The following is a 25,227-nucleotide window of genomic DNA, read 5'->3' as shown; positions in this document are numbered from 1 at the left end:
TAATGAGCGAGGAGGAGGTAAAAAAGAAAGAGAAGGATTCAATTGGTCATTGGTTATCTTCCAAGGCCAAAGGAATCATCCTTCCCGGAATGGTAGGTCTTTCCTTATATGATCTTGCAATCATCTTTTATGCGGGGATCGTCAAAGGCACATTTTCTGCCAGGGCCAGTGCGATCTCGTTCAGTTTCTTTATGGCCTTATTTCCGTTTCTGCTGTTCATTCTTAACCTTATCCCATTTATTAATTTTATTGATGATTTCCAGATACAGTTCCTGGATTTTGTCGATTCCCTGCTTCCACCAGAAACTACGGGATTCTTTAATGATATCTTCTATGACATTGCTGCCAGGAAAAGGGGAGGGCTTCTTTCCCTGGTCTTTTTGCTTTCTATTTTCTTAATGGCAAATGGGGTGAATGCGGTATTTACGGGATTTGAGTTTTCTTATCATACCCGTGTAAACAGATCGATCATACGGCAGTATATCATCGCTGTAGGGGTATCAATAATTCTGGCGCTATTATTGCTAACTACTGTTGTAGTAACCATTTACCTTACCTTTCTTACAGAAGACTTAAAAAGTCTCGGGGTTGTAGATGATTCGGTAATATGGGCTGATATTGGCAGGTATATTGTTTTTGTGAGCATGGTATATATTGCGATAGCAACTTTGTATTATTATGGGACAAAAGAAGGAAGATTAAGCCGGTTCTTTTCTGTTGGTGCCTTATTTAGTACATTTTTGATCATTGTCACCACATTCCTGTTTGGATTGTATATTGAGAATTTTTCGGCTTATAACGAATTATACGGCTCAATTGGTGCCTTACTAATCCTTATGGTGTATATATGGATTAATTCTAATATATTGCTGCTGGGATTCGAGTTAAATGCTTCTTTGATCAAACTAAGAAAAAAATAATATTATTACTTAAACTATAACTATGAAAAAACACTTTTTATTATTGATGGCGATGGTGGTAGCTTCTACTGCTACTGCACAGATGAAGGTTGGAGGTGCAGAACTGCCTGCAAGTGAAACTTTCCACGGAAAGACCCTAACGCTCAATGGAGCAGGGGTGAGAGAAAAATTATGGATAGACTTATATGCTGCCGGCCTTTACCTGAGTGAAAAGTCCAGTGACGCGAACGTGGTGCTTAATTCAGAAAAGCCCATGTCAATAAAACTTCACATCGTTTCCAAATTGATCTCAAGTGATAAAATGGTAGATGCAGTGACTGAAGGTTTTGAAAATTCCACAAATGGGAATACGGCTCCTATACAGGATGAGATCAATACCATGCTTGGTTTCTTTAGGGAAGATATAAAGAAGAATGATATATTTGACCTGGTTTACCTTCCTTCACAAGGTGGTGTAGTAGCTTACAAGAACGGCGAGCAAAAGGGAGTGGTTGCCGGTAAGGAATTTAAAAAAGCACTTTTCGGGATCTGGTTATCCAATCGTCCTGCAGATGACGGTCTTAAAAATGACCTGTTATCCAAATAGAAGCTTTTAAGGAAAACATTGTAATAAACCATTCTTTTTAGGATGGTTTATTTTTTTGTCCCCAAAACCCTTTATTTTTGTTTCAAATCTTCCCGAGAATATGCCTCATTTCATTAACGTAATACTGCCTTTACCTCTTGAAAAGCATTTTACATACAGCATTACTCAAGCCGAAGCTGAATTCCTGAGACCGGGAATGCGGGTGGCGGTACCCTTTGGGAAGTCAAAGATCTATACCGGATTTGTAGCGGCGGTACACCAGGAGGATCCTAAGATTTATGAAGCCAAACCTATTGAACAGATCCTGGATAAGGAACCACTGGTCACGGGGGTGCAACTAAAGTTCTGGCAATGGATAGCTTCCTATTATATGTGTACTGAAGGGGAAGTGCTTCGGGCTGCTGTGCCCAGCGCTTTTTTGCTGGAAAGTGAAACCAAAGTGGAACTTTTAAAAGATGCGCGGGTGGATGAGGATTCGTTGACAGATGATGAATTCCTGCTATACGAGGCACTCCAGCGGCAATCCACGATGAAGATAAATGAGATTATCCAGGTGCTTGACAAGAAGACCGTTCTTCCGGTGATAAACCGACTGGTCGAGAAAAAGGTAGTTGTGGTTAATCAGGAGATCTACGAACAGTATAAACCCAAAACAGAACGTTATGTTCGTCTGCATGAAAGATACCAGGAAGAGGATGCGATGCATAGATTACTGGATGATCTTCAGAGGGCGCCAAAACAGAAGGAGGTGATCTTCACCCTGTTCTCCCTTACCGCAAAAGATAAAAAGCCTGTTAAGGTTTCCTCTCTCAGTAAAGAAAGCAAGTCTTCCGCAGGAGTTATTAAAGCACTTATTGATAAAAACGTGCTGAAGGAGCACTATATTCAAACTCAGCGAATACAATACGAAGGGGGACAAGTAGAGGCTCCTCTTGCCCTTAATGAGTATCAGGAGCTGGCACTGGAGGAGATCAGTCAATCTTTTGAAACAGAAAACGTCTGCCTGCTGCACGGCATTACTTCTTCAGGTAAAACAGAGATATATGTTCAGCTAATTGAGAAAGTGGTGGCAGAAGGAAAACAGGTATTGTACCTTTTGCCGGAGATAGCCCTAACTGCCCAGCTTATTTCCAGGCTTCAGAATTATTTTGGAGATAAAGTCGCTGTTTTTCACAGCAAGTATTCGGTGAATGAACGAGTGGAGGTTTATCAGAATGTTTTAAATAACAGCGAAAAAGCCCGTGTGGTGATAGGGGTTCGCTCCAGTATCTTTCTTCCTTTTGCCACTCTGGGCCTCATAGTGGTTGATGAAGAACATGAATCGACATTTAAACAGTATGATCCCGCGCCAAGGTACCACGCAAGGGATGCGGCTGTGGTACTTGGATCCCTGCATAATGCCAAGGTGTTGTTGGGCTCTGCAACGCCTTCGCTTGAATCTTATTTCAATGCCCAACACGCTAAATATTCCCTGGTGAATTTAAACCGGAGGTACGGGGATGTTCTGCTACCCGAGATCGAGATCGTGGATATAAAGGAAAAGCACAGAAAAAAAAGGATGACAGGCCATTTTTCTGACCGTTTGCTCGGGGAGATCAGAGAAACTCTAGAAAATGGGGAGCAGGTGATCCTTTTCCAGAATCGCCGTGGCTTCAGTCCGGTCATGGAATGTAATACCTGTGGCCACTCCCCGCAATGTCCCAACTGTGATGTTAGCCTCACCTTCCACAGTCATAATAATCAGTTACGTTGTCATTACTGCGGATATCACATGGCGCTTCAGCAAAAATGTATGGCCTGCGGAAGCGTGGAGATCTCTACCAAAGGCTTTGGTACAGAAAAGGTGGAGACAGAACTGAAAGCTTTGTTTCCGGGGCATAAGATTGGCCGGATGGATCTGGATACCACGCGTGGGAAACACGGTTACGAAAAGATCATTGCCGCCTTTGAAGGAGGAGAACTCAATATCCTGGTAGGAACCCAGATGATCACCAAAGGCCTTGATTTTCGGAATGTACGACTGGTGGGGATCATGAATGCAGATTCACTCCTGAACTTCCCCGATTTCCGCGCACATGAAAGAAGCTTTCAGCTGATGTTGCAGGTAGCGGGAAGAGCTGGAAGAACAGAGAAACAGGGATTAGTGCTTATTCAGACCTATAATCCACACCACCAGATAGTGCAGCAGGTGTCTACTAATAGTTTTGCAGACATGTACAAGGAACAGCTTGAGGAGCGAAGACAGTATAAATATCCTCCTTTCTACAGATTGATAAGGATCACCCTGAAAGGACGGGACTATTCAAGGGTGAATGAAGGGGCAGACTGGCTTGCGGTATCCTTAAGAAATTCATTTAAGGAAAACGTACTGGGTCCTGAATTCCCGCCGGTAGCGAGGATCAGGAATGAGTACTACAAGAATATCCTTCTAAAGATACCGCAAAAGCAGTCTTTAGGAAAGACCAAACAGGTAGTCGAAAAGATCCTTCAAAGCTTCAGGGCTATTGGAGGATTTAAAAGTGTAAGGGTAGTGATAAATATTGATCCTTATTGATTTGCGGCCAGGGCTTCAATAAGGTTTGACTTCTTGTGGCGGCTTAACGGAATTTGCTGTTTGTCAATCTCAATATTCCGGCTGTTGTAGCGCTCAATCTTGTCAAGATTCACAATGTAGGATTTGTGAATACGTAAAAATTTGTTTGCAGGAAGCTGGGTCTCGAAAGATTTCATGGTAGCCAGTACCACGAAGTTATCTTTTTCTGTGACGAACTTCACGTAATCTCCTAAAGCTTCAATATACTTTAGTTTGTTCAGGAAGACCTTTCTGTTCTTCAGGTTGCTCTTTACAAAGATGTAATTATCATCTTCAGGGGGAGCACCTTCATGTTTTAACCGGTAAAGGTTAATGGATTTTGAAACCGCATTCAAAAAACGTTCTTTCGAGATAGGTTTGTGCAGATAATCTACTGCATCATAATCAAAAGCTTTGAAGGCGTATTTGGTTTTTCCCGTTACAAAGATGATCTGTGGTTTATTGGGCAGATCGTCTAAAAGGTCAAAACCAGATAGGATTGGCATTTCAATATCCAGGAAAATAAGGTCAACTTCCGTGTCCAACAAGCCATTCTTGGTTTCAATGGCATTATTGTATTCGGCGACAAGCTTAAGATTTGGATGATCTTTTATCAGCTTGACAATAGACAGGCGCTGCAGACTTGAATCGTCAACTACCGCGCATTTAAGTAATACTTCTTCCACTGAATTTATAGGTTAGTACTAGCAATAATAATGAAAAAATCTTACAAATAAAAGGAAAACTGAATTTCAGCGATTAAAAGGGCCTTTCGGCGCCTTAGAAGTTGCTTTGAAAATAGAAATATTAGTGCTACTTTTGCAGCCAATTTAATTTAAAGTAAATTTTTATGAATCATTATGAAACTGTTTTCATCTTGAATCCCGTTTTATCTGATGACCAGATAAAGGAAACAGTTAAGAAATACGAAGATTTTCTTGTTTCTAACGGTGCCAAGATGATATCAAAAGAAAACTGGGGGCTAAAAAAACTAGCTTACCCAATTCAACACAAGAAAAGTGGTTTTTACCACTTATTTGAATTCACTGCTCCGGGTGAAGCAATCAATCCTTTGGAAGTTGAATTCCGGAGAGATGAGCGAATGATGCGTTATCTAACAGTTAGTCTGGATAAGTACGCTGTAGCATGGGCTGAAAAGAGAAGAAATAGAAACAAAGAAAAAGCGTAAGTTATGTCATCTATAGAACAACAAGCGAAAGGAAAGAAAGATGGGGAGATCAGGTATCTTACCCCGTTGAATATTGAGACAAACAAAGCTAAGAAGTATTGTCGCTTCAAAAGATCAGGTATCAAGTATATCGATTATAAAGACCCTGATTTCTTAATGAGCTTCGTAAATGAACAAGGAAAATTATTGCCTCGTCGTTTAACAGGAACTTCTTTGAAGTATCAAAGAAAAGTGGCTGTTGCCGTGAAACGTGCACGTCATTTAGCATTAATGCCTTATGTTGGCGATTTACTAAAATAAAAAGGGGCTATTATGGAATTGATATTAAGAAAAGACGTAGAGAACGTAGGATTTAAGGATGATGTTGTATCAGTAAAACCTGGATACGGGAGAAACTTTTTGATCCCGCAGGGTCTTGCCATACTGGCAACTCCTTCTGCAAGAAAGGTTTTGGATGAAACTATAAAGCAACGTTCTTATAAAGAGAAAAAAGAGATCGAAGATGCTCAAAAGCAAGCTGATAAGCTGAATAATTTGGAAATCAAATTAACAGCTAAGGCAGGTGCCGGAGACAAGATCTACGGTTCTGTGACCAATCAGGACCTTGCTGATGCTTTGGCTAAGGAAGGTGTTGAGATCGAGAAGAAGTATATCTCTATCGCAGGGGGGAACATCAAACGTTTAGGGCAGTATGAAGCTACCTTGCGTTTCCACCGTGAAGTGGTATCCAACTTCAACTTTGATGTTGTTGCAGAAGCATAATCGCTTTACCAGATAATATTAAGCCTGCTTCTTTTGAAGTAGGCTTTTTTATTTCCCTGCGGAAAGAGTTTGACCAAATTTGACCTTTCCGAAAATTTTCTAAAGAATTACAGACCACATGAAATACGCCCGATTAACCAAAGAACAGTTTGAAGAATTACATCAGGAATTCATTAACTTTTTGGCATCCCAGTCTATCACCTCAGATGAGTGGGAAGATATCAAGATCAATAAATCAAAAGTGGCAGAGGAAGAACTGGATGTCTTCAGCGACCTGGTTTGGGAAGGGGTATTGAACCAGGCGAAATTCCTGGAACATATTTCACCCAATCAAATATACCTCTTCAAGATAACCGAGGTTACGATCAACCTCATTGCTATCAAGATAGAAAATGAAACCGTTGATGTTACTACCCGTCATGGTTACAACTGGCTGCAGCAAAATTTAATGCATGACCAGGTTTCTCTTTATACCTCGGCAAAAGCCATAAGCGAGGATCGCAATAAAGATATCTTCGCCCTAATTCAACAGGGAGCTGTGATCACCAAAGGGGAGTTGTACGGGTTTTTTGAAAAGCACCTGGAAAACTAGAAGTTCCGGTTATTTCACATTATAGAATCTCTTCCCTGGCATTAAAGGTCTCTGATCTTTTCCACTAGTTTTTCTAATGACAGTGTATCCTGCTCGCCGGTGCGCATGGTTTTTACCGTGAATTCACCTTTATCCATTTCATCCTGCCCTGCAAGGATGACAAATGGTATTTCCCTGCGGTTGGCATGGGTCATCTGTTTTTTCATTTTTGCATCATCAGGATAAAGTTCTGAAGCGATCCCGGCTTTTCTGAGTTCCTTGATCGCCTTGAGGCAATACATGCTTTCGTTCTCCCCGAAATTTATAAAAAGGGCTTTTATATTTCCTGAAACGGCTTCAGGGAAGAGATCCAGCTCCTCGAGAACCAGGTAAATACGGTCAAGGCCAAAAGAGATTCCTACACCGCTCACATCGTTCAAACCAAAGATCCCTGTCAGGTCATCATAACGGCCACCACCACCAATGGAACCTATTTGAACGTCATCTGGCGCAGCTACTTCAAAGATAGCTCCCGTATAATAATTGAGTCCACGGGCAAGAGTAACATCCAGGTCAAGTTTAGCGGTTTCCAGTTTCAGTTCTTCGATTGCTTCAGCAATGAATTCCAATTCCCTGATCCCTTTTTTCCCGATCTCTGAACTTGACAGGATATTTTTCAGCACCCCAATCTTCTCAGAAAAATCTCCTTTCAAATTGAAGACTTCCTCTATTTTTTTAATGGCTTCCGAAGAAATGCCTTTTTCCTGCATTTCCTTTTTTACACCATCTACCCCGATCTTATCAAGTTTATCAAGTGCTATAGTGAAATCGATCAACTTTTCAGATTCCCCTATCACTTCAGCAAAACCCGAAAGGACCTTCCTGTTATTGATCTTAATGGTCACGCCTTCCAGTCCCAGTGCCGTAAATACTGCGTCATATAACTGCACGAACTCCACTTCCTGCCACAGGCTGGTACTTCCCACCACATCTGCATCACACTGGTAAAACTCCCTGAAACGGCCTTTTTGAGGCCTGTCTGCCCTCCACACGGGTTGTATCTGGTAACGCTTAAAAGGGAATTCCAACTCATTGCGGTGCTGCACCACGTACCTGGCGAAAGGTACTGTAAGATCATACCGCAAAGCTTTTTCGCTTATAGAAGAGGTGATCTTAAGACTGTCCCTTTCATCGTAAGCAGCAGGATCTGCTTTCTTAAGGAAATCACCCGAGTTAAGGATCTTAAAGATGAGACGATCCCCTTCTTCCCCGTATTTTCCCATTAGGGTATCTGAGTTCTCAAAACTTGGGGTTTCAATAGGTTGAAATCCGAAATTTTGGAACTGGTTCCTAATGTTCTCTATGATGTAGTTTCGTTTTGCTACTTCTGCCGGTGAAAAATCCCGGGTGCCCTTTGGGATAGAAGGTTTCTGTGCCATTTCTTTAATTTTTCCTGAATGGCAAATATCCGAAAAATAAAGGAATCCCGGGAGATTTTAAAGAGGACCACGGCAGGTAAGACTTTATATTTCCACTGGCAGGGTGTAACATCCTGTTACTCTCTGCGTCTAATGGTCATATTTAACCTGTCGAATGTTTCCACTCCTGAAAGAGAACATAAGGATCGCTTTTTTTTCTATAAAAAGTCAGCTCTTGCGAACGATCCTCACCGTAATGATCATCGCAATTGGTATCACAGCCCTTGTGGGTATCCTTAGCGCCGTGTCTGCGCTTGAAAATACCATTACCAGTGATTTTGCCTCTATGGGAGCCAACACCTTCAACCTGCAGCGCTATGACTCGCAAATAAGAGTGAATGGCGGGGGAGGCAACGGCAGGGAAAAGGTTAATCCTATTCTGGGTTACCGGGAAGTGAAGGAATTCAAGGAAAAATATGAATACCCATATACCCGTACCTCTATCTCTTTTACGGGCACCTCTTCTGCGGAAGTAAAATATGAGAACGAGAAAACAGATCCTGAAGTCAGGGTGTTGGGTATCAACGAAAATTTTGCCTCCAACTCTGGATTAAATGTGGATAATGGACGGGACTTTACCATTTTTGATATTGAGAACAACAATCGTGTAGCCATTTTGGGTTCAGATTTCGTAGAAGGACTTTTTAAAGGGCAGGATCCCCTGAATAAGATAATTTCCATAAGAGGGGTTAAATTTAGAGTGGTGGGAGTTCTGGAATCCAAAGGTTCTACCTTTGGGAACAATCAGGACCTCAGAGTACTCATTCCTATACAGGTGGCAAGGTCAATTTATACAGATCCCAATATCAACTATAATATCAGCGTGAAAGTTGAAAACAAGGAATTTCTTGAAGCAGCGCAGGATGAAGCCATTTTGACGTTCAGAAATATTCGCGGATTAAACCCGGTGGAAGAGAACAATTTCGGAATGTCCCGTAGTGACGATCTAATCAACAGGATATTTTCAATTACCCGGTACCTGAATCTCGCCGCGTGGGTGATCTCTATTATTACCATTTTCGGGTCCTCTATCGCGCTCATGAACATCATGCTGGTATCAGTAAGTGAAAGAACCCGTGAGATAGGGGTAAGGAAAGCTTTAGGTGCGAAAAAGAATACAATCGCAACCCAATTTTTTATTGAGACCTTGATCATAGGTCAGTTGGGAGGATTCTTTGGGATCATCCTGGGGATTTTGATAGGTTTTGCGGTCTCTTCAGCCGCCGGATTCGATTTCACGACCCCGTGGATGGCCATTATTTGGGCAACCGCCATTACCATTCTCGTAGCCGTCCTCGCCGGAAGTTACCCGGCTGCAAAAGCAGCAAAACAAGACCCTATTGAGTCATTGCGATATGAATAGGATTTTTTTCGATAAACTTTAATTTTTTACCCGCTTACCTCGTTCAGCCGGTTTATCTCTTCCTGTGAAAGTTGCAGGCTTACCGCATCTTTAAAAGCTTCTAAATGTTTTGGTTTTGTTGCGCTTGCAATGGGAGCCGTTATGCAGGGACGTTGCATGATCCAGGCTAAGGCTACTGCTGCGTTAGAGGTATTGTTGTCTTTGGATAAGTTGTCAAGAACTTCTAAGATCCTGTGGCCTTTTTCACTGAAATAATCTTTCACGATATGGGTGCGGTCACCCTTTATATCTTCCTGTTTTCGGTATTTACCGGTTAGGAATCCACTGGCCAGCGAGAAATAGGAGAGAACCCCCAGATCATATTCCTTCGCAATTTCCCAGTATCCCTCTTCAAACTTTTTTCGTTCCATAAGGCTATACTCCGGTTGCAGGACTTCGTATTTAGGCAGATGATTCTCAGATGCCGCTGCCATCGATTCATGAATTCTTTCCGGGCTCAAATTGGAAGCACCTATATGTCCAATTTTTCCTTCGTCAATTAATTGTTTATATGCTGCCAATGTTTCCTCCACAGGCATAGATTCGTTGTCCCAGTGGGTAAAATACAGGTCTATATAATCTGTCTGCAGGCGTTGCAGGGATTCTTCCGCAGCTCTTAAAATATATTCTTTGGAAACATCTCTTCCTTCTTTCCCGGGATTGGAACCTACCTTGGTTGCAATAATGATCTGGTCACGGTTTTTCCGTGCTTTCATCCATTTTCCAATAATGGTTTCAGATTCCCCGCCTTTGTTGCCGGGAGCCCAATGGGAATAGGAGTCGGCAGTGTCAATGGTATTGAATCCCATCGCAAGCACCCTGTCAAGGATATCAAATGATTGCTGTTCATCTAGTGTCCAGCCAAAAACATTGCCTCCAAAGACAATTGGTGGAATGTATAATCCCGTATTTCCTAATCTCTTTTTTTTCATTTTGTAATTTTCCTATAAGATAAGGGCATTTCAGAAAATTAAAAAATTTTCGGCAATAGGAATTCAGGCGATTTTTCACCTGAATCCTCACCGCTCATTTCAGAAAAAATATTTTTCCGGGAGTAAAAAATGAAGTTTGGATAAATGGTTGATCCTGGTTTAACCTTACAAAAATTTATTCAGCGGAAGCGTTTTTCGGAAAAAGCTTGAGAAATCTTTCACGGGCAAATGCTTCCAGCTGCTCCCTTTCTTCCTCATTAAGATTCTCATTCAGCCTTTCTAATTCTTTATAGAGGGAATCTACCTGCCTCCTGTGTTCCTGTTGGGAAACTTCTCCCGCACTCATCTTTTGTTCCTGAAGATATATTTTTGTTACAGTTTCCTGGGCCTGGTCGAGTTCAGCCTCAGGATTCTTCTCACAAGAGATCATGATGCCCAGCATTGCAGTATAAAAGAAAATTTTTTTCATTTTAAGTATTGGATTGGTTTATTCTATTTCGTTGTTTTTCCTCCCATTGCAGTAAAGACACTGTCAACAGGTTCCCATAATTCAATTTTATTGCCTTCGTGATCCATGATGTGAACAAATTTACCGTAATCGAATTCTTCAATTGAATCAATAATAGTCACCCCATTTTCATTAAGTTTCCTGACCAGGCCTTCAATATTTTGAACCCGGTAATTGATCATGAATTCTTTTTTGGAAGGCGCAAAATATTCACTCCCTTGTTTAAAAGGGCTCCATTGTAAATAATTTATTTCTTCGGGTCTATGTGCATTTCTGAATTCAAAGGATGACCCCCATTCGTTAGTCTCCAATCCTAAATTTTTGGAATACCATTCTCTTGCTTCCTGCGGGTCTTCGGAAAAATAGAAGATTCCTCCTATCCCTGTCACTCGGGGAGTTGTGTCTTTCTCTGATTCTTTTGGCAGGTTTTCCTTTTCTTCCATTGGATATTGAGTTTGCGGTTTATTATTGCAGTTGACCAAAGCTGAAGCTATGAGAAACAACAGGATTAGCTGATGATTTTTCATTTGAAATGGAACAGGTTTCAGGTGATTTTTCCTGATTACAATTTACATTTTCTTTAGGAAAGAAATTAAAAATTTTGCACATGGAAATTCTTTTAGATCAGCCTTGATTTTAACTCCTTTTGAAAAATAAATTTTTCCATCATTGGGCCCGGAACGAATTAAACGCTTCATCTGCTGTCAAACATTTACCGCTCTTTTGTTATGAAAAAAGTGAAATAGGTCGGGATTTAATCAGCTTCTTCTTATCTTTAGTTTTCTCCCTAACGCAGCTAATTGAAAAAAAACTAATTGCCCGATTAAGAAGAATAAATATTAACTTAAAAAGTAAGACTATGGATTATAAGATTGCCTCACTGAGAAAACTTGAAGATAAGGGTGTAAATGTTGGCAGGCTGCCCTTTTCCATTCGAATCTTACTTGAAAATGCATTAAGAAATCACGATGGTTTTGCTATTACAGATGAACATCTGGATACGCTTTCAAACTGGGCTTCTGAAGGCACCGACAAGGAAATTCCTTTCAAACCTGCCCGTGTGCTTATGCAGGATTTTACCGGTGTACCTTCGGTGGTAGATATAGCTTCTTTAAGATCTGAAGTGACCAGAAAAGGAGGTGACGGTACCAAGATCAACCCGGTTATTCCTGTAGATCTTGTTATTGACCATTCGGTCCAGGTAGATTTCTTCGGAACAAATTATTCCGAAAGCAAAAATGTGGAACGCGAATATGAGCGTAACAGTGAACGGTATAAACTGCTCAAGTGGGGTCAGAAAGGTCTTAATAATTTCACAGTAGTACCTCCCGGAATGGGAATTTGTCACCAGGTGAACCTTGAATACCTCGCTAAAGGGGTTATGCAAAGAGATGGCTGGGCTTTCCCTGATAGCCTGGTAGGTTTAGATTCCCATACCCCAATGGTGAACGGGATTGGTGTCCTGGGCTGGGGAGTAGGAGGAATAGAGGCCGAAGCAGCCATGCTGGGCCAACCTGTATACTTTACCTGTCCCCAGGTGGTAGGACTTAAGCTAACCGGTAAAATACCGGAAGGATGTACCGCTACAGATATGGTGCTTACCATCACAAGACTTTTACGCGATGTGGGGGTAGTGGGAAAATTTGTGGAAGTATTTGGGGAAGGCCTGGATCATCTCACAGTGACAGACAGGGCGACCATCTCCAATATGTCTCCGGAATTTGGATGTACGGTGACTTATTTCCCTATAGATAACCAGACACTGGATTATATGGAAAAGACCAACAGGTCTCAGGAGCAGATCGCGCTGGTGCGGGAATATTGTGAGGACAATCTCCTTTGGCGAACCGGGAATGAAAATATTGAGTATTCCGAAATTGCAGAACTGGACCTGAGTAGTTTACGACCTACTGTTTCCGGGCCAAAAAGGCCGCAGGACAAGATCTTTGTAGAAGATCTGGCTGTCAAGTTTCAGGAATTGCTAAAAGAAGAATTCCTGAGACATTATATTCCCTTAGAAGACCGGCAGGAAAACCGCTGGCTTGCAGAGGGAGGCTCTCAAACCCAGTTCACGGACAATGAAGAACATGGTTCCCCGGAAGTGACAGTAGAAAATGAAAGAGCACTTCGTTCTGTAAAAATAAAATACAAAAATGCCGAATACCATCTTAGTGATGGAAATATTGTTATTGCCGCAATTACCAGTTGCACCAACACCTCTAACCCGGCCGTGATGGTTGGGGCAGGTTTGGTTGCCCGTAAGGCACTGGAGAGGGGACTGCGCACCAAATCCTGGGTTAAGACCAGTCTGGCTCCCGGTTCGAAAGTAGTTACCACCTATTTGGATCGGTCAGGTTTGTCTGAAGATCTGGATGCCCTCAGGTTCCACACTGTTGGTTACGGTTGTACTTCATGTATTGGGAATAGCGGACCGCTCCCTAAACATATCGCAGATGCGGTTGATGAAAATGAACTGGTGGTTGCTTCGGTTTTATCAGGAAACCGCAATTTTGAGGCCCGGGTCCATCCCCAGGTGAAAATGAATTTCCTAATGTCGCCTATGCTGGTGGTCGCCTACGCATTAGTGGGCCGTGTAGATATTGATCTTATCAATGATCCTTTGGGATACGATCCAAATGGCCTGCCGGTTCATCTTAAAGACATATGGCCTACCCAGGAAGAAATCAACCAAACCATTAAGGACAGTATGCGGGTGGAGGATTTTAAAGAGGTATACGACGTGATCTTTGAAGGGGAAGACCAATGGAAAAACCTTGTTACTGCAGAAGGTAAGCAGTACGTATGGGAAGATGATTCCACTTATATTAAAGAAGTTCCATTCTTTAAGGATCTTTCTGAAACCCCTGAAGATCTCCAGGATATTAAGGATGCGCGAATCCTGTTATTATTGGGGGACTCTGTTACTACTGATCATATTTCTCCTGCCGGAGCATTCGGAGAGAATTCTGCGGCAGGGAAATATCTGAAAAACCAGGGAGTGGAGTTGAGGAATTTTAATTCCTATGGTTCCCGTAGAGGAAATCATGAAGTGATGATGCGGGGTACCTTTGCCAATGTAAGGATCAAGAACAGGATCACTGACAAGGAAGGTGGATATTCTACTTATTTCCCCACCAATGAGACCATGACGGTATTTGATGCTGCCATGAAGTATGCTGAAGATAAAACCCCGTTGATCGTTATTGCCGGAAAGGAATATGGTAGCGGTTCTTCGAGGGACTGGGCTGCAAAGGGCACCAATCTTTTGGGGATAAAAATAGTCCTTGCAGAAAGTTTTGAACGTATTCACCGCAGTAACCTTATGCAAATGGGAGTGATGCCTCTGGAATTTATGGACGGGCAAACTTCAGAATCTCTCGGAATAGAAGGCCGTGAAAAATTCAGTTTTACAGGAATTGCAGATGAACTGCACCCCGGTAAGATTATCCATGTGGTCGCTGAAAAGGAATCGGGTGAAAAAATTGAGTTCAAGACCAAATCGCGACTTGATTCTGAGATCGAAGTTGCCTATTATCGTAACGGGGGTATCCTGCAATATATTCTCAGGGATTTTTTAAAAGAGGCGAAGTGATCTTCTCCTTAGGTGAGAAGCGTTTAGTTTTCCCACACCACCGTTTTTCAAGAGACACGGTTCAATAAATAAAATGAATAAAAAAGCCCCTAAAAGGGGCTTTTTTGAGGTGTAGCGAGAACGAGATTTGAACTCGTGACCTCCGGGTTATGAATCCGACGCTCTAACCAACTGAGCTACCTCGCCATTATTTATCGTTTTGAATCCGACGCTCCCCGCCCGAACGTACTGTTCGGTACGGGCGGGTAACCAACTGAGCTACCTCGCCATATCGCCTGAAACCTTTGCCTGTAAGGCATCTGGTTTCTTTTAGCGGGTGCAAATATAAAAACAAAATACCGTGTAGCAAACTATCTTTTGTAAAAATATTTATTTTGATTTTTTTCGGGGTTCACAATTAATAATTATATTGCCCGAAACAATTAAAACCGAAGAATGGACGACAAGATAAAGTATGAAATGGAGTTTCCAATCCAGGCTTCCCCCTCTTTACTGTATAATTATATATCAACTCCTTCGGGACTAAGTGAATGGTATGCTGACAATGTGAATTCCCGTGGGGAAATGTTCACCTTCATATGGGATGGAAGCGAGGAACAAGCTAAACTTCTCAGCAAGAAGAATGGGGAGAGAGTGAAATTCCGTTGGATGGCAGACGAGGATGAACCTTATTATTTTGAACTTCGTATTCAGGTTGACGAGATTACGAAGGACGTCTCCATTATGGTAACAGATTTTGCCGAAGAAGGTGAGGTAGACGAGGGAAAAATGCTTTGGGAGAATATGATCTCAGACCTTAAACAAGTCCTTGGCTCCGTTTAGAAAATCCTATTATAAATAGTACCTTTGCCCGTTCAAAAACGGGCTTTTTTTATGACCAATGTAAACGGAAAAATTGTGGCTTCCAGTGAAGCCGTCCTCTCTGTGAAAAACCGGGGCTTCAACTATGGGGATTCAGTATTTGAAACCATTAGGGCAATTAATGGGAAACTCATTTTTTGGGAAGACCACTACTTTAGATTAATGGCTTCCATGAGGATCATGAGAATGGAGATCCCTTCTTCTTTTTCACCCGAGTTCCTGGAGCAGGAGATTCAAGACCTGTTAGAAGCCAATAATCTACAGGACTCCCCTGCGAGGATCAGGTTTTCCGTCTATCGAAAAGAAGGTGGTTTTTATCGTCCTCAAACTAATGATATAGAATATGTTGCGATCGCTGAACCACTTCCTGATCCGTTCTACTTACTGAATGATGAATTTTACGAGGTGGAACTTTTTAAGGACCATTATGTAAATAGTGGGCTTCTCTCAGGGGTAAAGACCAACAACAAAGCTATCAATGTATTGGGGAGCATCTTTGCCGCAGAAAACGATTACGCAAATTGTCTTTTGCTCAATGAGCACAAAAGTGTTATTGAAGCTTTGAATGGCAATCTTTTCCTGGTTAAGGGAAATGTAATAAAGACCCCGCCGGTGACAGATGGTTGTTTAAAAGGGATAATTAGAGGTAAGATAGTAGAGATCACAAAAAAACTGGATAGTTATACTCTCGTTGAAGAATCGATCTCTCCTTTTGAACTGCAAAAGGCAGATGAGTTGTTCATTACAAATGTGGTCATGGGAATTCAACCTGTAAGTAAATACAGGAAAAAGGAATTTAAAATGGAGGTAGCAAAAGATCTGCTCTCCAAATTAAATGTGCAGGCGAGGCTCGTTTAGTTGTAGGAAGGATTTTCAGGGGCATTGGACCAGATCACGTAACTGCCGCCCAATTGCATCATCTTATCTTTCCAGAACGTACGTGGTTTCCTGTTGAGAATATCCTTGTGATCCTTATTCTCTGTAACTACCCATGTGTGTGCATTGAGTTCTTCGTTAAGCTGCTCACAATCCCAGCCGGAATAGCCCAGGAAAAATTTAATTTCATTCTCTGTAATTAGATCCTCGTTAATCAGACCTTTGACTACTTCAAAGTTGCCACCCCAGTAAATTCCGGCAGCTATTTCAATACTGTCAGGGATCAGGTCCGGAACTTTATGAATAAAATAAAGATTATCCTGTTCAACAGGCCCTCCATTATAAACTCTGAAGTTACCCTTGATATCAGGGATAAGATCTTGAAGTGTGAAATCGAGCACTTTGTTCAGGATAAATCCAATAGAACCGCTCTCTGTGTGATCAGCAAGCAAAACCACCGACCGGTTAAAGGAAAGATCTCCGGTGATGGATGGCTCTGCAATTAATAAATGTCCTTTGGCGGGTTTTAGTGTAGTCATAATTTTCCTGATTTTGCAATCTTTCTTCTAAATCTAAAAAATTAATCATCAGGTTCAAATGAGACTTGACATTATTTAACAAAAAAACTCTCCCAATTGGGAGAGTTTAATATTTTTTTAGCGTTTAAGGTAAAACTAGTTTACAGCCTTCTGTAGGTCAGCTCCTGCCTTAAATTTAACCACATTCTTAGCGGCGATCTTGATTGTCTTTCCGGTTTGTGGGTTTCTTCCTTCTCTTGCAGCTCTTTTAGATACTGACCAAGATCCAAAACCTACTAAAGAAACGCGGTCTCCTTTTTTAAGGGACTTTTCTACGTTACCAAGAAAAGATTCTAAAGCCTTCTTTGCTGCAGCTTTGGAAATTCCGGCGTTTTCTGCCATTGCATCGATTAAATCTGTTTTGTTCATAATTCGAGTTTTTAATAGTTGTTGGTTAAACTTTTATTAATATGCTCTACAAATTTATATGGAAATCTTTGCCATGCAAGTAATGGCAAGGGAAATGAGAAGAATTGTTAATAACTTCGCTAAATTGTTGATAACCTTTGTTGATTTTTATCGAAATGCTCTCTTTTCAGTGTCTATAAGGGTTTACAGAACTTTTGCAGTTGGGGAAAATTTATATCCGTTCAGAAGATCTTTAACGGCCATTTTTCTTTTTCCGGGGAGTTGAACTTCCTTCAGAATAATATAACCTCCGGGAACTGCAATTTTCACTTCCTTATCTGCTTCGAGAATCTTTCCTGTTTCTTCAGAATGTTCTTCTTCCTGTTTAGTGGCTCCATATACTTTAAGCATCATTGGTTCGTCACCATTCATCAATTCTGTCCAGGCTACAGGGTATGGACTTAAACCCCTAATGAAGTTATAGGTTTCGTCCAATGGTTTTTCCCAGTTTATGCGGGTATTCTCACGTGTAAGTTTAGGAGCGGGTTTAAGATTAGCCGCATCTTTTTGAGAAGTGGTCTTTAAATTGCCCTTTTCAATAGACCTGAGCGTATCCAGTACAAGGTTTGCTCCGGTATCCATTAATTTATCATGCAGGCTTCCGGCATTTTCTGCAGGATCTATTTCCACCTTTTCCTGCAGGATCATTTCCCCGGTATCGATCTTCTCATCTATAAAGAAGGTAGAGACACCCGTTTCCCTTTCACCGTTAATGATCGCCCAGTTGATAGGTGCAGCACCACGGTATTGGGGAAGGAGGGAGGCATGAAGATTTAAAGTGCCAAACTCAGGCATTTCCCATACCACCTTTGGCAGCATCCTGAAGGCTACCACTACCTGCAAATTTGCCTTGAGGTTCTTAAGTTCCTCCAGGAACCCCGCTGATTTTAAATTTGTTGGCTGCAAAACCTTCAGGTCGTTTTTAACAGCATATTTTTTGACGGCAGATTCCTGTAACTTTCTTCCCCTTCCGGCGGGTTTATCTGGAGCGGTAACCACTCCTACGACCTCATATCCTGCTTCCACAATACTTTTTAAGGTCTGTACCGCAAAATCGGGTGTACCCATGAAGACGATTCTTAATTTTCTCATAGATGTTTCAGTTTGTATTTATTTCCGGCGGTGATCTCCAAAGCCCCTTTCTCTACCAGTACCTGCAGTACTTTTAAAACGTGCTTTTCTGAAAATTCAAGTTTTTCTGTGAATTCGCGGGAACTATGCTCTTTTTCTTCCAGCAGACCAATGATCTTAAAATAGATCTTTTTCATGAGCTCACGGGTAAGTTTTTCTTCGGAAGGTTTACATACAGAACAAATTCCACAAGGCGAGGTCCTTGTCTCCCCGAAGTATTGGAGCAACTGCTCACTTCTGCAACGGTTATTATTGCCCACATATTTCAGGACCTCGTTTATCTTTTCCTTTTTGGTGTCTATTTGTAACCTGATGTAGGGAATGAGCGGATTGATAGTGATGTCGTCTTCCCGTGGCACCAGGAAAGTAACACGGGTATCATGCTGGTCATGCTCAAACTCGGCTATATTTTCATGTTGAAGCCGTTCCAGTAGTTTCGCCGCTTCAGGTTGGGTCGTACCCGCCTTGTTGCACACAATTTGAAGATTTATCTCCACAGGGGCATCAAAAACACCTCCATAGGTGCGAAGTATTGCTTTGGTAACCGCTTCGAATTTAGGGTTTGCTTCAAGGTAGAATGACAGCTGCCGGCTGGTTACCGCAAACCTGATCTTTGTTTTTTTCTGAAACTGCTCAGAAAGACTCAGCACGCTGGTTCTGTCAAGCAGTAAGATGGCGTTATAGGCCTGCAGGGTATTAAGTTCATACTTACTGCAGAATTCGTAGAAATTAAAATGATGTACGGTGCCTTCTCCTTCTCCATAGGCGACCCTGAAATAAGCAACCAGTTTACGAAAGACCAGTTTGATCATTTCTACGGAAGGAAGCGTATTCAAAAACTGGTTCTTTAAAAGGGGAATATCACTTTGGTTCGTCAGGATCACTGCTTTGGCTGCCTTACCATTCCTGCCTGCCCTTCCCGCTTCCTGGAAGTAACTCTCCAGGCTCTCGGGAAGGTTCATGTGTACCACTGTTCCCACATCGGGTTTGTCTATACCCATCCCGAAAGCGCTGGTGGCAACCATAATTCGGTGTTCGTCTTTTAGCCAGCTCTGTAGTCTTTTTGATTTTTCGTCCTTTTGAAGTCCGCCGTGAAAAGAGGTGGCGGAAACACCTTTTTTCTGAAGGAATTCAGCGATCTCAATGGTTGCCTTTCGGCTCCTTACATAGATGATCCCGGAATCTGAATGTTCCTGCAGCAGTTGTTCCAGGTAGTAATTCTTGTCCTGAACCTCTTTTACCATATAGGCAAGATTCTCCCGCAGGAATGATTTCTGAAGAATTGCCGGGTCTTTTAATTCCAGCTGCGTGGCCATATCCTTTACCACTGTTTGTGTTGCAGTGGCCGTAAGAGCCATTACAGGTACTTCAGGTTTCAGCCCCCGAAGTAAAGCAATATTGCGGTAGGCCGGCCTGAAATCGTGGCCCCATTGGGAAATACAGTGGGCTTCGTCTACGGCAATGAGGTTAACATCCATTTGCCGGATACGTTCCTGCACAAGTTCCTGTTGAAGGCGCTCGGGGGAGAGGTAGAGAAATTTATAATTTCCGTAGATACAATTATCGAGCATCGTGTCAACCTCAGCAAACGGAATTCCGCCGGTAAGTGCCATGGCTTTGATATCTTTTGCCTGTAGTGCGTTCACCTGGTCTTCCATAAGGGCGATGAGAGGGGAAACCACAATACAGATCCCGGGTTTGAGTAGGGCGGGTACCTGGAAACAGAGGGATTTACCACCGCCTGTAGGTAACAAAGCCACCACATCTTTGCCGGTGAGAGCTTCAGAAATGATCTCCTTTTGTAAAGGCCTGAAAGTGTCAAACCCCCAGTACTTTTTTAATATTGCTTCAGGATTAGACAAGGTGGTCAAGGATGAATGAGGTACGGTCTTCTATACTTCCACAGGGAACTTCCATGGGCCTGTAGCCATGGTAATGGTAGCTTTGAGCAAGGTGGTCATGAATGGCCACGGCTTGTTCATAAGACTCATAACGTTCATCGTCTTCAGTATAGATCTGCTTCCAGGGAGGCAGGATAAAAACCTCGTCGTAGAGGAATTCCTTGCAAACACGGTTAAACACCGGGGGATAATCATTTCCGGAGTAATTCATATAAGCCACCACATCTGGTACTCCGCGGTCAAGAAAGACCAGATTGCCACCAGTATTTTCAGCTTCCCGGTGCTGTTTAATCCTTCCTTCCAGTAGCATTTCACTGAAGAGCAGGGGTTCTTCCAGGAACATTTGATCGATCCCCTTTTCCTTCGCCTCCCTAATGATCTCACGGGAAACTTCGTGGAAACAATAATACCCGCTTTCTTCCAGGGCCTGTATTACAGAGGTCTTTCCTGTACCGGGGCCACCGGTTATAACTATCTTCCTGGTCTTCACGGGGCAAATTTCGGCATTTGCATCCGATTTAAAAAATAGATCTTTAAATGTATCTTTGTATTTTAAAACATGAAGAAAGAGAATTATGAGCGAAGCAAAAGATCCTGAAGAATTTTACAAAAAACTAAAGGCCCAGTTGCATGATACAGAGATGTGGCCAACGATCTATTTATATAAATTCATCGTCCCTACCAGTGAGGTTAAAATTGAGAAAATACAAACCATTTTTGACAACATGGGTGCGGTGATCAAGACCACGCAGTCCCGTAATGGAAAGTACACAAGTGTTTCAGTAAATGTGCGTATGAAAAACCCCGATGCGGTGATCGCCAAGTATAAAGAAGTGGGGATTAAGATAGAAGGGGTGATCTCTTTATAGAATTTTTGGTTTAAGGTTCCAAATAATTTTGTCAGGGAGGTGATCCTTGAATATATTTTATTAATTTGCAGGCGATAAACTTCTACAGTATATTATCACCTTAACATAACTAAGCATTTTGACAAACGAATTAGAATATAACTCTGAAAGGAGTCATTTGATCATTCCGGAATATGGCCGACATATTCAAAAGATGGTGGAACACGCCGTTGAGATAGCCGATGATACCGAGAGGAACCGTGTTGCCAAGGCGATTATTTCTGTCATGGGGAATATGAACCCTCACCTGAGGGATGTCCCCGATTTTCAGCATAAGCTGTGGGACCAGTTATTCATCATCAGCGATTTTAAACTTGATGTTGATAGTCCGTTCCCAAAACCTTCCCGCGAGATGCTTGAGGAAAGACCGGACCGTATGGATTATCCTCAAAATTTTCCGAAGTACAGGTTCTACGGAAACAATATCAAGAGAATGATCGATGTTGCCAACAAATGGGAAGACGGCCCCGAAAAGGAAGGCCTTATTTTCACTATTGCCAACCATATGAAGAAATCTTATCTAAGCTGGAACAAAGATACAGTTGATGATAAGGTGATCTTTGATCATTTGAGAGAATTAAGTGGCGGTAGGATAGATGTGAAGCATACCGAAGAGGACCTGAGTGATTCTTCAGACCTTCTTAGAGGAAACAAGAAATATGCTCCCAAGAAACCTGTTAAAAAGACACACCGCGCCAGAAGCCGCAAACGCTATTAAAACCTACAATCATTTATGGGAACTTTTCAAATAGAGGGTGGGCATTCCCTAAAGGGAGAGATCAATCCTCAGGGAGCTAAAAATGAAGCTTTACAAATACTCTGTGCAGTACTGTTAACTCCCGAAAAAGTTACGATCCACAATATTCCAGATATACTTGACGTGAACAAACTTATCCATCTGCTGAAACAGCTTGGGGTAAAAGTTGAAAAGATAGGGAAGGGAAGCTATACCTTTCAAAGTGACGATCTCGACCTGGATTATCTAAAAAGTCAAAAATTCAAGGAAGAGGGAAGTGGTCTTAGAGGATCTATTATGATCGTGGGGCCAATGCTTGCCAGGTTCGGGAAAGGATATATTCCAAGACCGGGCGGGGATAAAATAGGCCGTCGCAGGCTCGATACCCATTTTGAAGGATTCATCAAGCTGGGAGCTAAATTCAGGTATAATAAAGAAGAACGTTTCTACGGGGTAGAAGCTCCAAAAGAAGGACTTTCAGGTACCTATATGTTGCTTGAAGAGGCTTCTGTAACAGGTACTGCCAATATTGTGATGGCAGCTGTTCTTGCAAAAGGAAAAACTACCATTTACAATGCTGCCTGTGAACCTTATCTGCAACAGTTGTGTGAAATGCTAAACAGGATGGGGGCAGATATAAAAGGTATTGGTTCCAATTTACTGGAAATAGAGGGGGTTGAAGCTCTTGAAGGCTGCACCCATACCGTGCTGCCCGATATGGTAGAGATAGGTTCCTGGATAGGGCTGGCTGCAATGACAAAAAGCGAGATCACCATTAAAAATGTTTCCTGGGATCATTTAGGAATAATCCCGGCGACTTTTAGAAAGTTGGGAATAAAACTGGAACGCAGAGGAGATGATATATACATCCCGGCACATGAAGAGGGGTATGAGGTTCAAAGCTTTATTGATGGCTCCATTATGAGCATTAGTGATGCTCCCTGGCCCGGTTTCACACCTGATCTTTTGAGTATCATGCTGGTGGTTGCCACCCAGGCAAAAGGGGATGTATTGATACACCAGAAGATGTTTGAAAGTCGGTTGTTCTTCGTCGATAAATTGATAGATATGGGGGCAAAGATCATTCTCTGTGACCCTCACAGGGCAACAGTGATTGGTCATGATTTCAAGTCGCAATTAAAAGCTACCACCATGGTTTCTCCTGATATCAGGGCAGGGATCTCCCTGTTGATCGCTGCACTTTCTGCAAAAGGGACTTCAGTAATCCATAACATTGAACAAATTGACCGTGGATATGAAAATATTGATGAACGGTTGAGAGCAATAGGAGCGAGGATCAAGAGAGTAGCTTAAAAGAAGAATCAAGATCGCTGCGCTTCTAGAAACTAGAGCCAAGACTAAATAGATTAAAAGAGGCTGCCCGAAAATCGCATTTTCGGGCAGCCTCTTTTTTATTATTCCTTATTCCTTATACAATAAACCTTTATTAGTGGCTCTGCATTTCAGCTTTACGTTTCTTAAGCTGCTTTTCAATGTCCTTTACGCTTTCGGCTGCAGCGGCTTCAAAACTATCTTCTTTAGAAGAAGCATGGATCTTTGGGCCGGGAAGGCTGATCTCAATGGCGCATACCTTCCCTTTTCCGTTGGTTGACTTTTCTTCCTTGAACATAACATCTGCTGAGATGATCCAGTCAAATTTATTTTCGAGTTTATCTAATTTCCTCTGAACAAGTTGTTCTGCTGAGAGCTTTGATTCTGTGTTTACAAATTGAATGTTGGTCTTCATAATCTTTTTAATTTATGTCATTATTTGTGTTCCTCAAGATATCAAAAATGGTAGAATTTCTCCCGAGTTTATCATAACTATAACGTTATGTAATCTCCGCCGATAGCGCCGGTTATTTTGATTGAGCCTGGAAAAAATGATCGTTGAATCCTATTCTTCAGGATGCCTGGAGGTGATATGGGTAAACTTCAATTCCCCGTTTGGCTGCAGTTCATAACTATAGATCGACTTACCTTCAATATGGCCGTCATCATAGATTCCCAGTACCCAGTTTTCGGTCAGTACATTTACCTGTCTAAAAGCCATAGTACCTCCCACAACTGGTTCCAGAGGGATTAGATCAGGCTTTTCCCTAAGGGAATTTTCCACGAAAGCTTTTGGATTATCAATGCTGTCAAAAGCCCTTCCGAAGTAAACCGGATACTCTGCAGCTTCGTCGCCATTCTCTATAAGTAATTGCAGGGAATCTGCCTGATGTTTATACCGTTCCAGTTCCTGCGAAAGGGAATCCAGGGAAGCATCAGAATTCTCCAGCTCCCTTTCTTCATCTTTACAGGATGAAACAATCAGAAGAGTGAAAAGTGATAATAATAAAAGTTTAAAAGTAGGTTGAAGTGATTTATTCATCATAGATGTTTTCATAAGTATTTCCTTTGGTTTCAAAAAATTCTCCTGTAACGTACCGGAAGTGCCGGTCTAATGAAGCGATCTTTTTTAGATCATCCTCAGTAAGCTTTAATTCATCGCTTTTGAGATTGGAGATGATATGTTCTTTGGTAGTAGATTTTGGTATGACCGCCGTCCCCCTGCTGATCCCCCAATTGATCAAAACCTGGGCAGGAGAGGCATTATGTTTTTCAGCTATTCTTTTAATGACAGGTTCTTCCAGAAGAGACGGTTCATTTTCGGCTTTCATGGCATCAGAACGGTCACTGCTTCCCAGGGGGGAATATCCCGTAAGATGGATATCATTTTCCTTACAATAGGCAAGCAGTTCATGTTGCTGCAGGAAAGGATGCAATTCCACCTGGTTCATTTCAGGGGATTCAGGGGAACCACTAATAAGGTCATTCAGCTTTTTCTCACTAAAATTTGAGACCCCAATATGTTTTACCAGACCCTGTTTTTTCGCTTCTATCATGCCTTCCCACGTTTCCTGAAGCGGAACCTCCTCCAGGGAAAGGTATTCCCGGTCATTTTCAGGAAAACCTACTCCTTTGATAAAGGCAACCGGCCAGTGAATTAGGTAAAGATCCAGGTAATCAAGATTAAGGTCCTTAAGGGTTTTTTTAAGGGCAGGAATGACATCTTCTTTCCTGTGGGAGTCATTCCATAACTTTGAGGTGATCCAAACATCTTCTCTTTTGATCTTTCCTTCAGAAAACACCCTGGAAAATGCCTCTCCTATTTCTGTCTCATTATCGTAGATAGCTGCACAATCAATGTGTCGATAACCCGTATGAAGAGCGATATCGACAGCTTCTCCTACCAATCCTTTTTTAGATTTCCAGGTTCCCAGACCTATAGCGGGCATTTCATCACCGTTCTTGAATTTCAATTTATTCATTG

Annotated in this window: 26 protein-coding genes, 1 tRNA gene and 1 pseudogene; 14 read left to right on the top strand and 14 right to left on the bottom strand. The window is 42.0% G+C overall.

All coding sequences use genetic code 11. From position 1 onward, the window contains the following. The first annotated feature begins 2 nt into the window (after positions 1 to 2). The 3 genes from ACFSTG_RS14065 (at position 3) to priA (ending at position 4,060) form a co-directional block, all read left to right on the top strand. Positions 3 to 920: a YihY/virulence factor BrkB family protein gene (locus tag ACFSTG_RS14065; RefSeq protein ID WP_380754396.1), complete on the top strand. Its 918-nt coding sequence runs from the start codon at positions 3 to 5 to the stop codon at positions 918 to 920. Positions 921 to 942: 22 nt separating this feature from the next. After that, positions 943 to 1,506: a chalcone isomerase family protein gene (locus tag ACFSTG_RS14060; protein ID WP_380754393.1), complete on the top strand. Its 564-nt coding sequence runs from the start codon at positions 943 to 945 to the stop codon at positions 1,504 to 1,506. A 100-nt stretch (positions 1,507 to 1,606) separates the two neighbouring features. After that, entirely contained in the window at positions 1,607 to 4,060 is a 2,454-nt protein-coding gene (gene priA / locus ACFSTG_RS14055; protein ID WP_380754390.1) for a replication restart helicase PriA, read from the top strand. Here the strand turns inward: priA and ACFSTG_RS14050 are convergent. Then, complete coding sequence (locus ACFSTG_RS14050; RefSeq protein WP_380754387.1) at positions 4,054 to 4,764, bottom strand: LytR/AlgR family response regulator transcription factor; 711 nt, start codon at positions 4,762 to 4,764, stop codon at positions 4,054 to 4,056. The genes priA and ACFSTG_RS14050 overlap by 7 nt on opposite strands. 164 nt (positions 4,765 to 4,928) lie before the next feature. On the opposite strand from ACFSTG_RS14050, the gene rpsF reads away from it, so the two are divergent. The 4 genes from rpsF (at position 4,929) to ACFSTG_RS14030 (ending at position 6,621) form a co-directional block, all read left to right on the top strand. Beyond that, entirely contained in the window at positions 4,929 to 5,267 is a 339-nt protein-coding gene (rpsF, locus tag ACFSTG_RS14045) for a 30S ribosomal protein S6 (RefSeq protein ID WP_380754384.1), read from the top strand. A 3-nt stretch (positions 5,268 to 5,270) separates the two neighbouring features. Next, entirely contained in the window at positions 5,271 to 5,567 is a 297-nt protein-coding gene (gene rpsR, locus ACFSTG_RS14040) for a 30S ribosomal protein S18 (protein WP_029036469.1), read from the top strand. Between the two features lie 12 nt (positions 5,568 to 5,579). Next, entirely contained in the window at positions 5,580 to 6,029 is a 450-nt protein-coding gene (gene rplI, locus ACFSTG_RS14035; RefSeq protein WP_380754381.1) for a 50S ribosomal protein L9, read from the top strand. 118 nt (positions 6,030 to 6,147) lie between these two features. Continuing rightward, entirely contained in the window at positions 6,148 to 6,621 is a 474-nt protein-coding gene (locus ACFSTG_RS14030; protein WP_380754378.1) for a DUF6495 family protein, read from the top strand. A gap of 41 nt (positions 6,622 to 6,662) precedes the next feature. Here the strand turns inward: ACFSTG_RS14030 and hisS are convergent, their stop codons facing one another. After that, positions 6,663 to 8,039 carry a histidine--tRNA ligase gene (gene hisS / locus ACFSTG_RS14025; RefSeq protein WP_380754375.1) on the bottom strand — a complete coding sequence of 459 codons (1,377 nt, stop codon included), beginning with the start codon at positions 8,037 to 8,039 and terminating at the stop codon, positions 6,663 to 6,665. A gap of 154 nt (positions 8,040 to 8,193) precedes the next feature. Between hisS and ACFSTG_RS14020 the strand changes: the two genes are divergently transcribed. Then, positions 8,194 to 9,441 carry an ABC transporter permease gene (locus tag ACFSTG_RS14020; RefSeq protein ID WP_380754372.1) on the top strand — a complete coding sequence of 416 codons (1,248 nt, stop codon included), beginning with the start codon at positions 8,194 to 8,196 and terminating at the stop codon, positions 9,439 to 9,441. Positions 9,442 to 9,467: 26 nt separating this feature from the next. On the opposite strand, the gene ACFSTG_RS14015 is transcribed toward ACFSTG_RS14020, so the two are convergent. The 3 genes from ACFSTG_RS14015 to ACFSTG_RS14005 all read right to left on the bottom strand — a co-directional run bounded on the left by ACFSTG_RS14015 (position 9,468) and on the right by ACFSTG_RS14005 (position 11,447). Beyond that, positions 9,468 to 10,412: an aldo/keto reductase gene (locus ACFSTG_RS14015; protein ID WP_380754369.1), complete on the bottom strand. Its 945-nt coding sequence runs from the start codon at positions 10,410 to 10,412 to the stop codon at positions 9,468 to 9,470. Positions 10,413 to 10,587: 175 nt separating this feature from the next. Beyond that, positions 10,588 to 10,881 carry a hypothetical protein gene (locus ACFSTG_RS14010; protein ID WP_380754366.1) on the bottom strand — a complete coding sequence of 98 codons (294 nt, stop codon included), beginning with the start codon at positions 10,879 to 10,881 and terminating at the stop codon, positions 10,588 to 10,590. A gap of 23 nt (positions 10,882 to 10,904) precedes the next feature. Further along, positions 10,905 to 11,447 carry a VOC family protein gene (locus ACFSTG_RS14005; RefSeq protein WP_380754363.1) on the bottom strand — a complete coding sequence of 181 codons (543 nt, stop codon included), beginning with the start codon at positions 11,445 to 11,447 and terminating at the stop codon, positions 10,905 to 10,907. A gap of 332 nt (positions 11,448 to 11,779) precedes the next feature. Between ACFSTG_RS14005 and acnA the strand changes: the two genes are divergently transcribed. After that, on the top strand, positions 11,780 to 14,512 hold the full coding sequence (gene acnA, locus ACFSTG_RS14000; RefSeq protein WP_380754360.1) for an aconitate hydratase AcnA: 2,733 nt from the start codon (positions 11,780 to 11,782) through the stop codon (positions 14,510 to 14,512). A gap of 112 nt (positions 14,513 to 14,624) precedes the next feature. On the opposite strand, the gene ACFSTG_RS13995 is transcribed toward acnA, so the two are convergent. After that, positions 14,625 to 14,698, bottom strand: a tRNA-Met gene (locus tag ACFSTG_RS13995). 249 nt (positions 14,699 to 14,947) lie between these two features. Between ACFSTG_RS13995 and ACFSTG_RS13990 the strand changes: the two genes are divergently transcribed. Both ACFSTG_RS13990 and ACFSTG_RS13985 read left to right on the top strand, forming a co-directional pair. Beyond that, on the top strand, positions 14,948 to 15,334 hold the full coding sequence (locus ACFSTG_RS13990; RefSeq protein ID WP_380754357.1) for an START-like domain-containing protein: 387 nt from the start codon (positions 14,948 to 14,950) through the stop codon (positions 15,332 to 15,334). 51 nt (positions 15,335 to 15,385) lie between these two features. Continuing rightward, positions 15,386 to 16,231, top strand: a complete 846-nt coding sequence (locus tag ACFSTG_RS13985) for an aminotransferase class IV (protein WP_380754354.1) — start codon at positions 15,386 to 15,388, stop codon at positions 16,229 to 16,231. On the opposite strand, the gene ACFSTG_RS13980 is transcribed toward ACFSTG_RS13985, so the two are convergent. The 5 genes and pseudogenes from ACFSTG_RS13980 to ACFSTG_RS13960 all read right to left on the bottom strand — a co-directional run bounded on the left by ACFSTG_RS13980 (position 16,228) and on the right by ACFSTG_RS13960 (position 20,757). Continuing rightward, entirely contained in the window at positions 16,228 to 16,788 is a 561-nt protein-coding gene (locus ACFSTG_RS13980) for a YqgE/AlgH family protein (protein ID WP_380754351.1), read from the bottom strand. The two genes, ACFSTG_RS13985 and ACFSTG_RS13980, sit on opposite strands and share 4 nt — an antisense overlap. 135 nt (positions 16,789 to 16,923) lie before the next feature. Further along, positions 16,924 to 17,205, bottom strand: a pseudogene (locus ACFSTG_RS13975) (HU family DNA-binding protein); the annotation flags it as partial. Positions 17,206 to 17,379: 174 nt separating this feature from the next. Beyond that, positions 17,380 to 18,327 (bottom strand): methionyl-tRNA formyltransferase, encoded by a 948-nt coding sequence (gene fmt, locus ACFSTG_RS13970; protein ID WP_380754348.1) that lies wholly within the window; start codon positions 18,325 to 18,327, stop codon positions 17,380 to 17,382. Beyond that, positions 18,324 to 20,237, bottom strand: coding sequence for a RecQ family ATP-dependent DNA helicase (locus ACFSTG_RS13965; protein WP_380754345.1), 1,914 nt, complete (start codon positions 20,235 to 20,237; stop codon positions 18,324 to 18,326). Before ACFSTG_RS13965 ends, fmt begins: the two co-directional genes overlap by 4 nt. Further along, positions 20,221 to 20,757, bottom strand: a complete 537-nt coding sequence (locus tag ACFSTG_RS13960) for an AAA family ATPase (protein ID WP_380754342.1) — start codon at positions 20,755 to 20,757, stop codon at positions 20,221 to 20,223. The genes ACFSTG_RS13965 and ACFSTG_RS13960 overlap by 17 nt, the downstream gene beginning before the upstream one ends. An 85-nt stretch (positions 20,758 to 20,842) precedes the next feature. Here ACFSTG_RS13960 and ACFSTG_RS13955 point away from each other — a divergent pair, with 85 nt between their 5' ends. From ACFSTG_RS13955 to murA, 3 genes are all read left to right on the top strand, one after another. Further along, positions 20,843 to 21,136 (top strand): DUF493 family protein, encoded by a 294-nt coding sequence (locus ACFSTG_RS13955; protein WP_380754339.1) that lies wholly within the window; start codon positions 20,843 to 20,845, stop codon positions 21,134 to 21,136. Between the two features lie 118 nt (positions 21,137 to 21,254). Next, positions 21,255 to 21,893 (top strand): DUF4290 domain-containing protein, encoded by a 639-nt coding sequence (locus tag ACFSTG_RS13950; protein WP_380754336.1) that lies wholly within the window; start codon positions 21,255 to 21,257, stop codon positions 21,891 to 21,893. A 15-nt stretch (positions 21,894 to 21,908) separates the two neighbouring features. Further along, on the top strand, positions 21,909 to 23,225 hold the full coding sequence (gene murA / locus ACFSTG_RS13945) for a UDP-N-acetylglucosamine 1-carboxyvinyltransferase (RefSeq protein WP_380754331.1): 1,317 nt from the start codon (positions 21,909 to 21,911) through the stop codon (positions 23,223 to 23,225). A 133-nt stretch (positions 23,226 to 23,358) separates the two neighbouring features. On the opposite strand, the gene ACFSTG_RS13940 is transcribed toward murA, so the two are convergent. The 3 genes from ACFSTG_RS13940 to ACFSTG_RS13930 all read right to left on the bottom strand — a co-directional run bounded on the left by ACFSTG_RS13940 (position 23,359) and on the right by ACFSTG_RS13930 (position 25,225). Beyond that, complete coding sequence (locus ACFSTG_RS13940; protein WP_380754326.1) at positions 23,359 to 23,658, bottom strand: HPF/RaiA family ribosome-associated protein; 300 nt, start codon at positions 23,656 to 23,658, stop codon at positions 23,359 to 23,361. A gap of 150 nt (positions 23,659 to 23,808) precedes the next feature. Continuing rightward, on the bottom strand, positions 23,809 to 24,288 hold the full coding sequence (locus tag ACFSTG_RS13935) for a hypothetical protein (protein ID WP_380754319.1): 480 nt from the start codon (positions 24,286 to 24,288) through the stop codon (positions 23,809 to 23,811). Beyond that, complete coding sequence (locus ACFSTG_RS13930) at positions 24,278 to 25,225, bottom strand: aldo/keto reductase (protein WP_380754313.1); 948 nt, start codon at positions 25,223 to 25,225, stop codon at positions 24,278 to 24,280. Before ACFSTG_RS13930 ends, ACFSTG_RS13935 begins: the two co-directional genes overlap by 11 nt. Positions 25,226 to 25,227 lie beyond the last annotated feature (2 nt).

It is taken from the genome of Salinimicrobium flavum (assembly GCF_042684505.1).
GTDB classification, from domain to species: domain Bacteria; phylum Bacteroidota; class Bacteroidia; order Flavobacteriales; family Flavobacteriaceae; genus Salinimicrobium; species Salinimicrobium flavum.
This window is presented reverse-complemented; position numbering and strand designations above follow the sequence as displayed.

What these genes read in the sequence shown, in the direction of transcription:
- ACFSTG_RS14065 (WP_380754396.1), top strand. Translation starts at nt 3, where the DNA reads ATGAGCGAGGAGGAGGTAAAAAAGAAAGAGAAGGATTCAATTGGTCAT.
- ACFSTG_RS14060 (WP_380754393.1), top strand. Translation starts at nt 943, where the DNA reads ATGAAAAAACACTTTTTATTATTGATGGCGATGGTGGTAGCTTCTACT.
- priA (WP_380754390.1), top strand. Translation starts at nt 1,607, where the DNA reads ATGCCTCATTTCATTAACGTAATACTGCCTTTACCTCTTGAAAAGCAT.
- rpsF (WP_380754384.1), top strand. Translation starts at nt 4,929, where the DNA reads ATGAATCATTATGAAACTGTTTTCATCTTGAATCCCGTTTTATCTGAT.
- rpsR (WP_029036469.1), top strand. Translation starts at nt 5,271, where the DNA reads ATGTCATCTATAGAACAACAAGCGAAAGGAAAGAAAGATGGGGAGATC.
- rplI (WP_380754381.1), top strand. Translation starts at nt 5,580, where the DNA reads ATGGAATTGATATTAAGAAAAGACGTAGAGAACGTAGGATTTAAGGAT.
- ACFSTG_RS14030 (WP_380754378.1), top strand. Translation starts at nt 6,148, where the DNA reads ATGAAATACGCCCGATTAACCAAAGAACAGTTTGAAGAATTACATCAG.
- hisS (WP_380754375.1), bottom strand. Translation starts at nt 8,039, where the DNA reads ATGGCACAGAAACCTTCTATCCCAAAGGGCACCCGGGATTTTTCACCG.
- ACFSTG_RS14020 (WP_380754372.1), top strand. Translation starts at nt 8,194, where the DNA reads ATGTTTCCACTCCTGAAAGAGAACATAAGGATCGCTTTTTTTTCTATA.
- ACFSTG_RS14015 (WP_380754369.1), bottom strand. Translation starts at nt 10,412, where the DNA reads ATGAAAAAAAAGAGATTAGGAAATACGGGATTATACATTCCACCAATT.
- ACFSTG_RS14010 (WP_380754366.1), bottom strand. Translation starts at nt 10,881, where the DNA reads ATGAAAAAAATTTTCTTTTATACTGCAATGCTGGGCATCATGATCTCT.
- ACFSTG_RS14005 (WP_380754363.1), bottom strand. Translation starts at nt 11,447, where the DNA reads ATGAAAAATCATCAGCTAATCCTGTTGTTTCTCATAGCTTCAGCTTTG.
- acnA (WP_380754360.1), top strand. Translation starts at nt 11,780, where the DNA reads ATGGATTATAAGATTGCCTCACTGAGAAAACTTGAAGATAAGGGTGTA.
- ACFSTG_RS13990 (WP_380754357.1), top strand. Translation starts at nt 14,948, where the DNA reads ATGGACGACAAGATAAAGTATGAAATGGAGTTTCCAATCCAGGCTTCC.
- ACFSTG_RS13985 (WP_380754354.1), top strand. Translation starts at nt 15,386, where the DNA reads ATGACCAATGTAAACGGAAAAATTGTGGCTTCCAGTGAAGCCGTCCTC.
- ACFSTG_RS13980 (WP_380754351.1), bottom strand. Translation starts at nt 16,788, where the DNA reads ATGACTACACTAAAACCCGCCAAAGGACATTTATTAATTGCAGAGCCA.
- fmt (WP_380754348.1), bottom strand. Translation starts at nt 18,327, where the DNA reads ATGAGAAAATTAAGAATCGTCTTCATGGGTACACCCGATTTTGCGGTA.
- ACFSTG_RS13955 (WP_380754339.1), top strand. Translation starts at nt 20,843, where the DNA reads ATGAGCGAAGCAAAAGATCCTGAAGAATTTTACAAAAAACTAAAGGCC.
- murA (WP_380754331.1), top strand. Translation starts at nt 21,909, where the DNA reads ATGGGAACTTTTCAAATAGAGGGTGGGCATTCCCTAAAGGGAGAGATC.
- ACFSTG_RS13940 (WP_380754326.1), bottom strand. Translation starts at nt 23,658, where the DNA reads ATGAAGACCAACATTCAATTTGTAAACACAGAATCAAAGCTCTCAGCA.
- ACFSTG_RS13935 (WP_380754319.1), bottom strand. Translation starts at nt 24,288, where the DNA reads ATGATGAATAAATCACTTCAACCTACTTTTAAACTTTTATTATTATCA.
- ACFSTG_RS13930 (WP_380754313.1), bottom strand. Translation starts at nt 25,225, where the DNA reads ATGAATAAATTGAAATTCAAGAACGGTGATGAAATGCCCGCTATAGGT.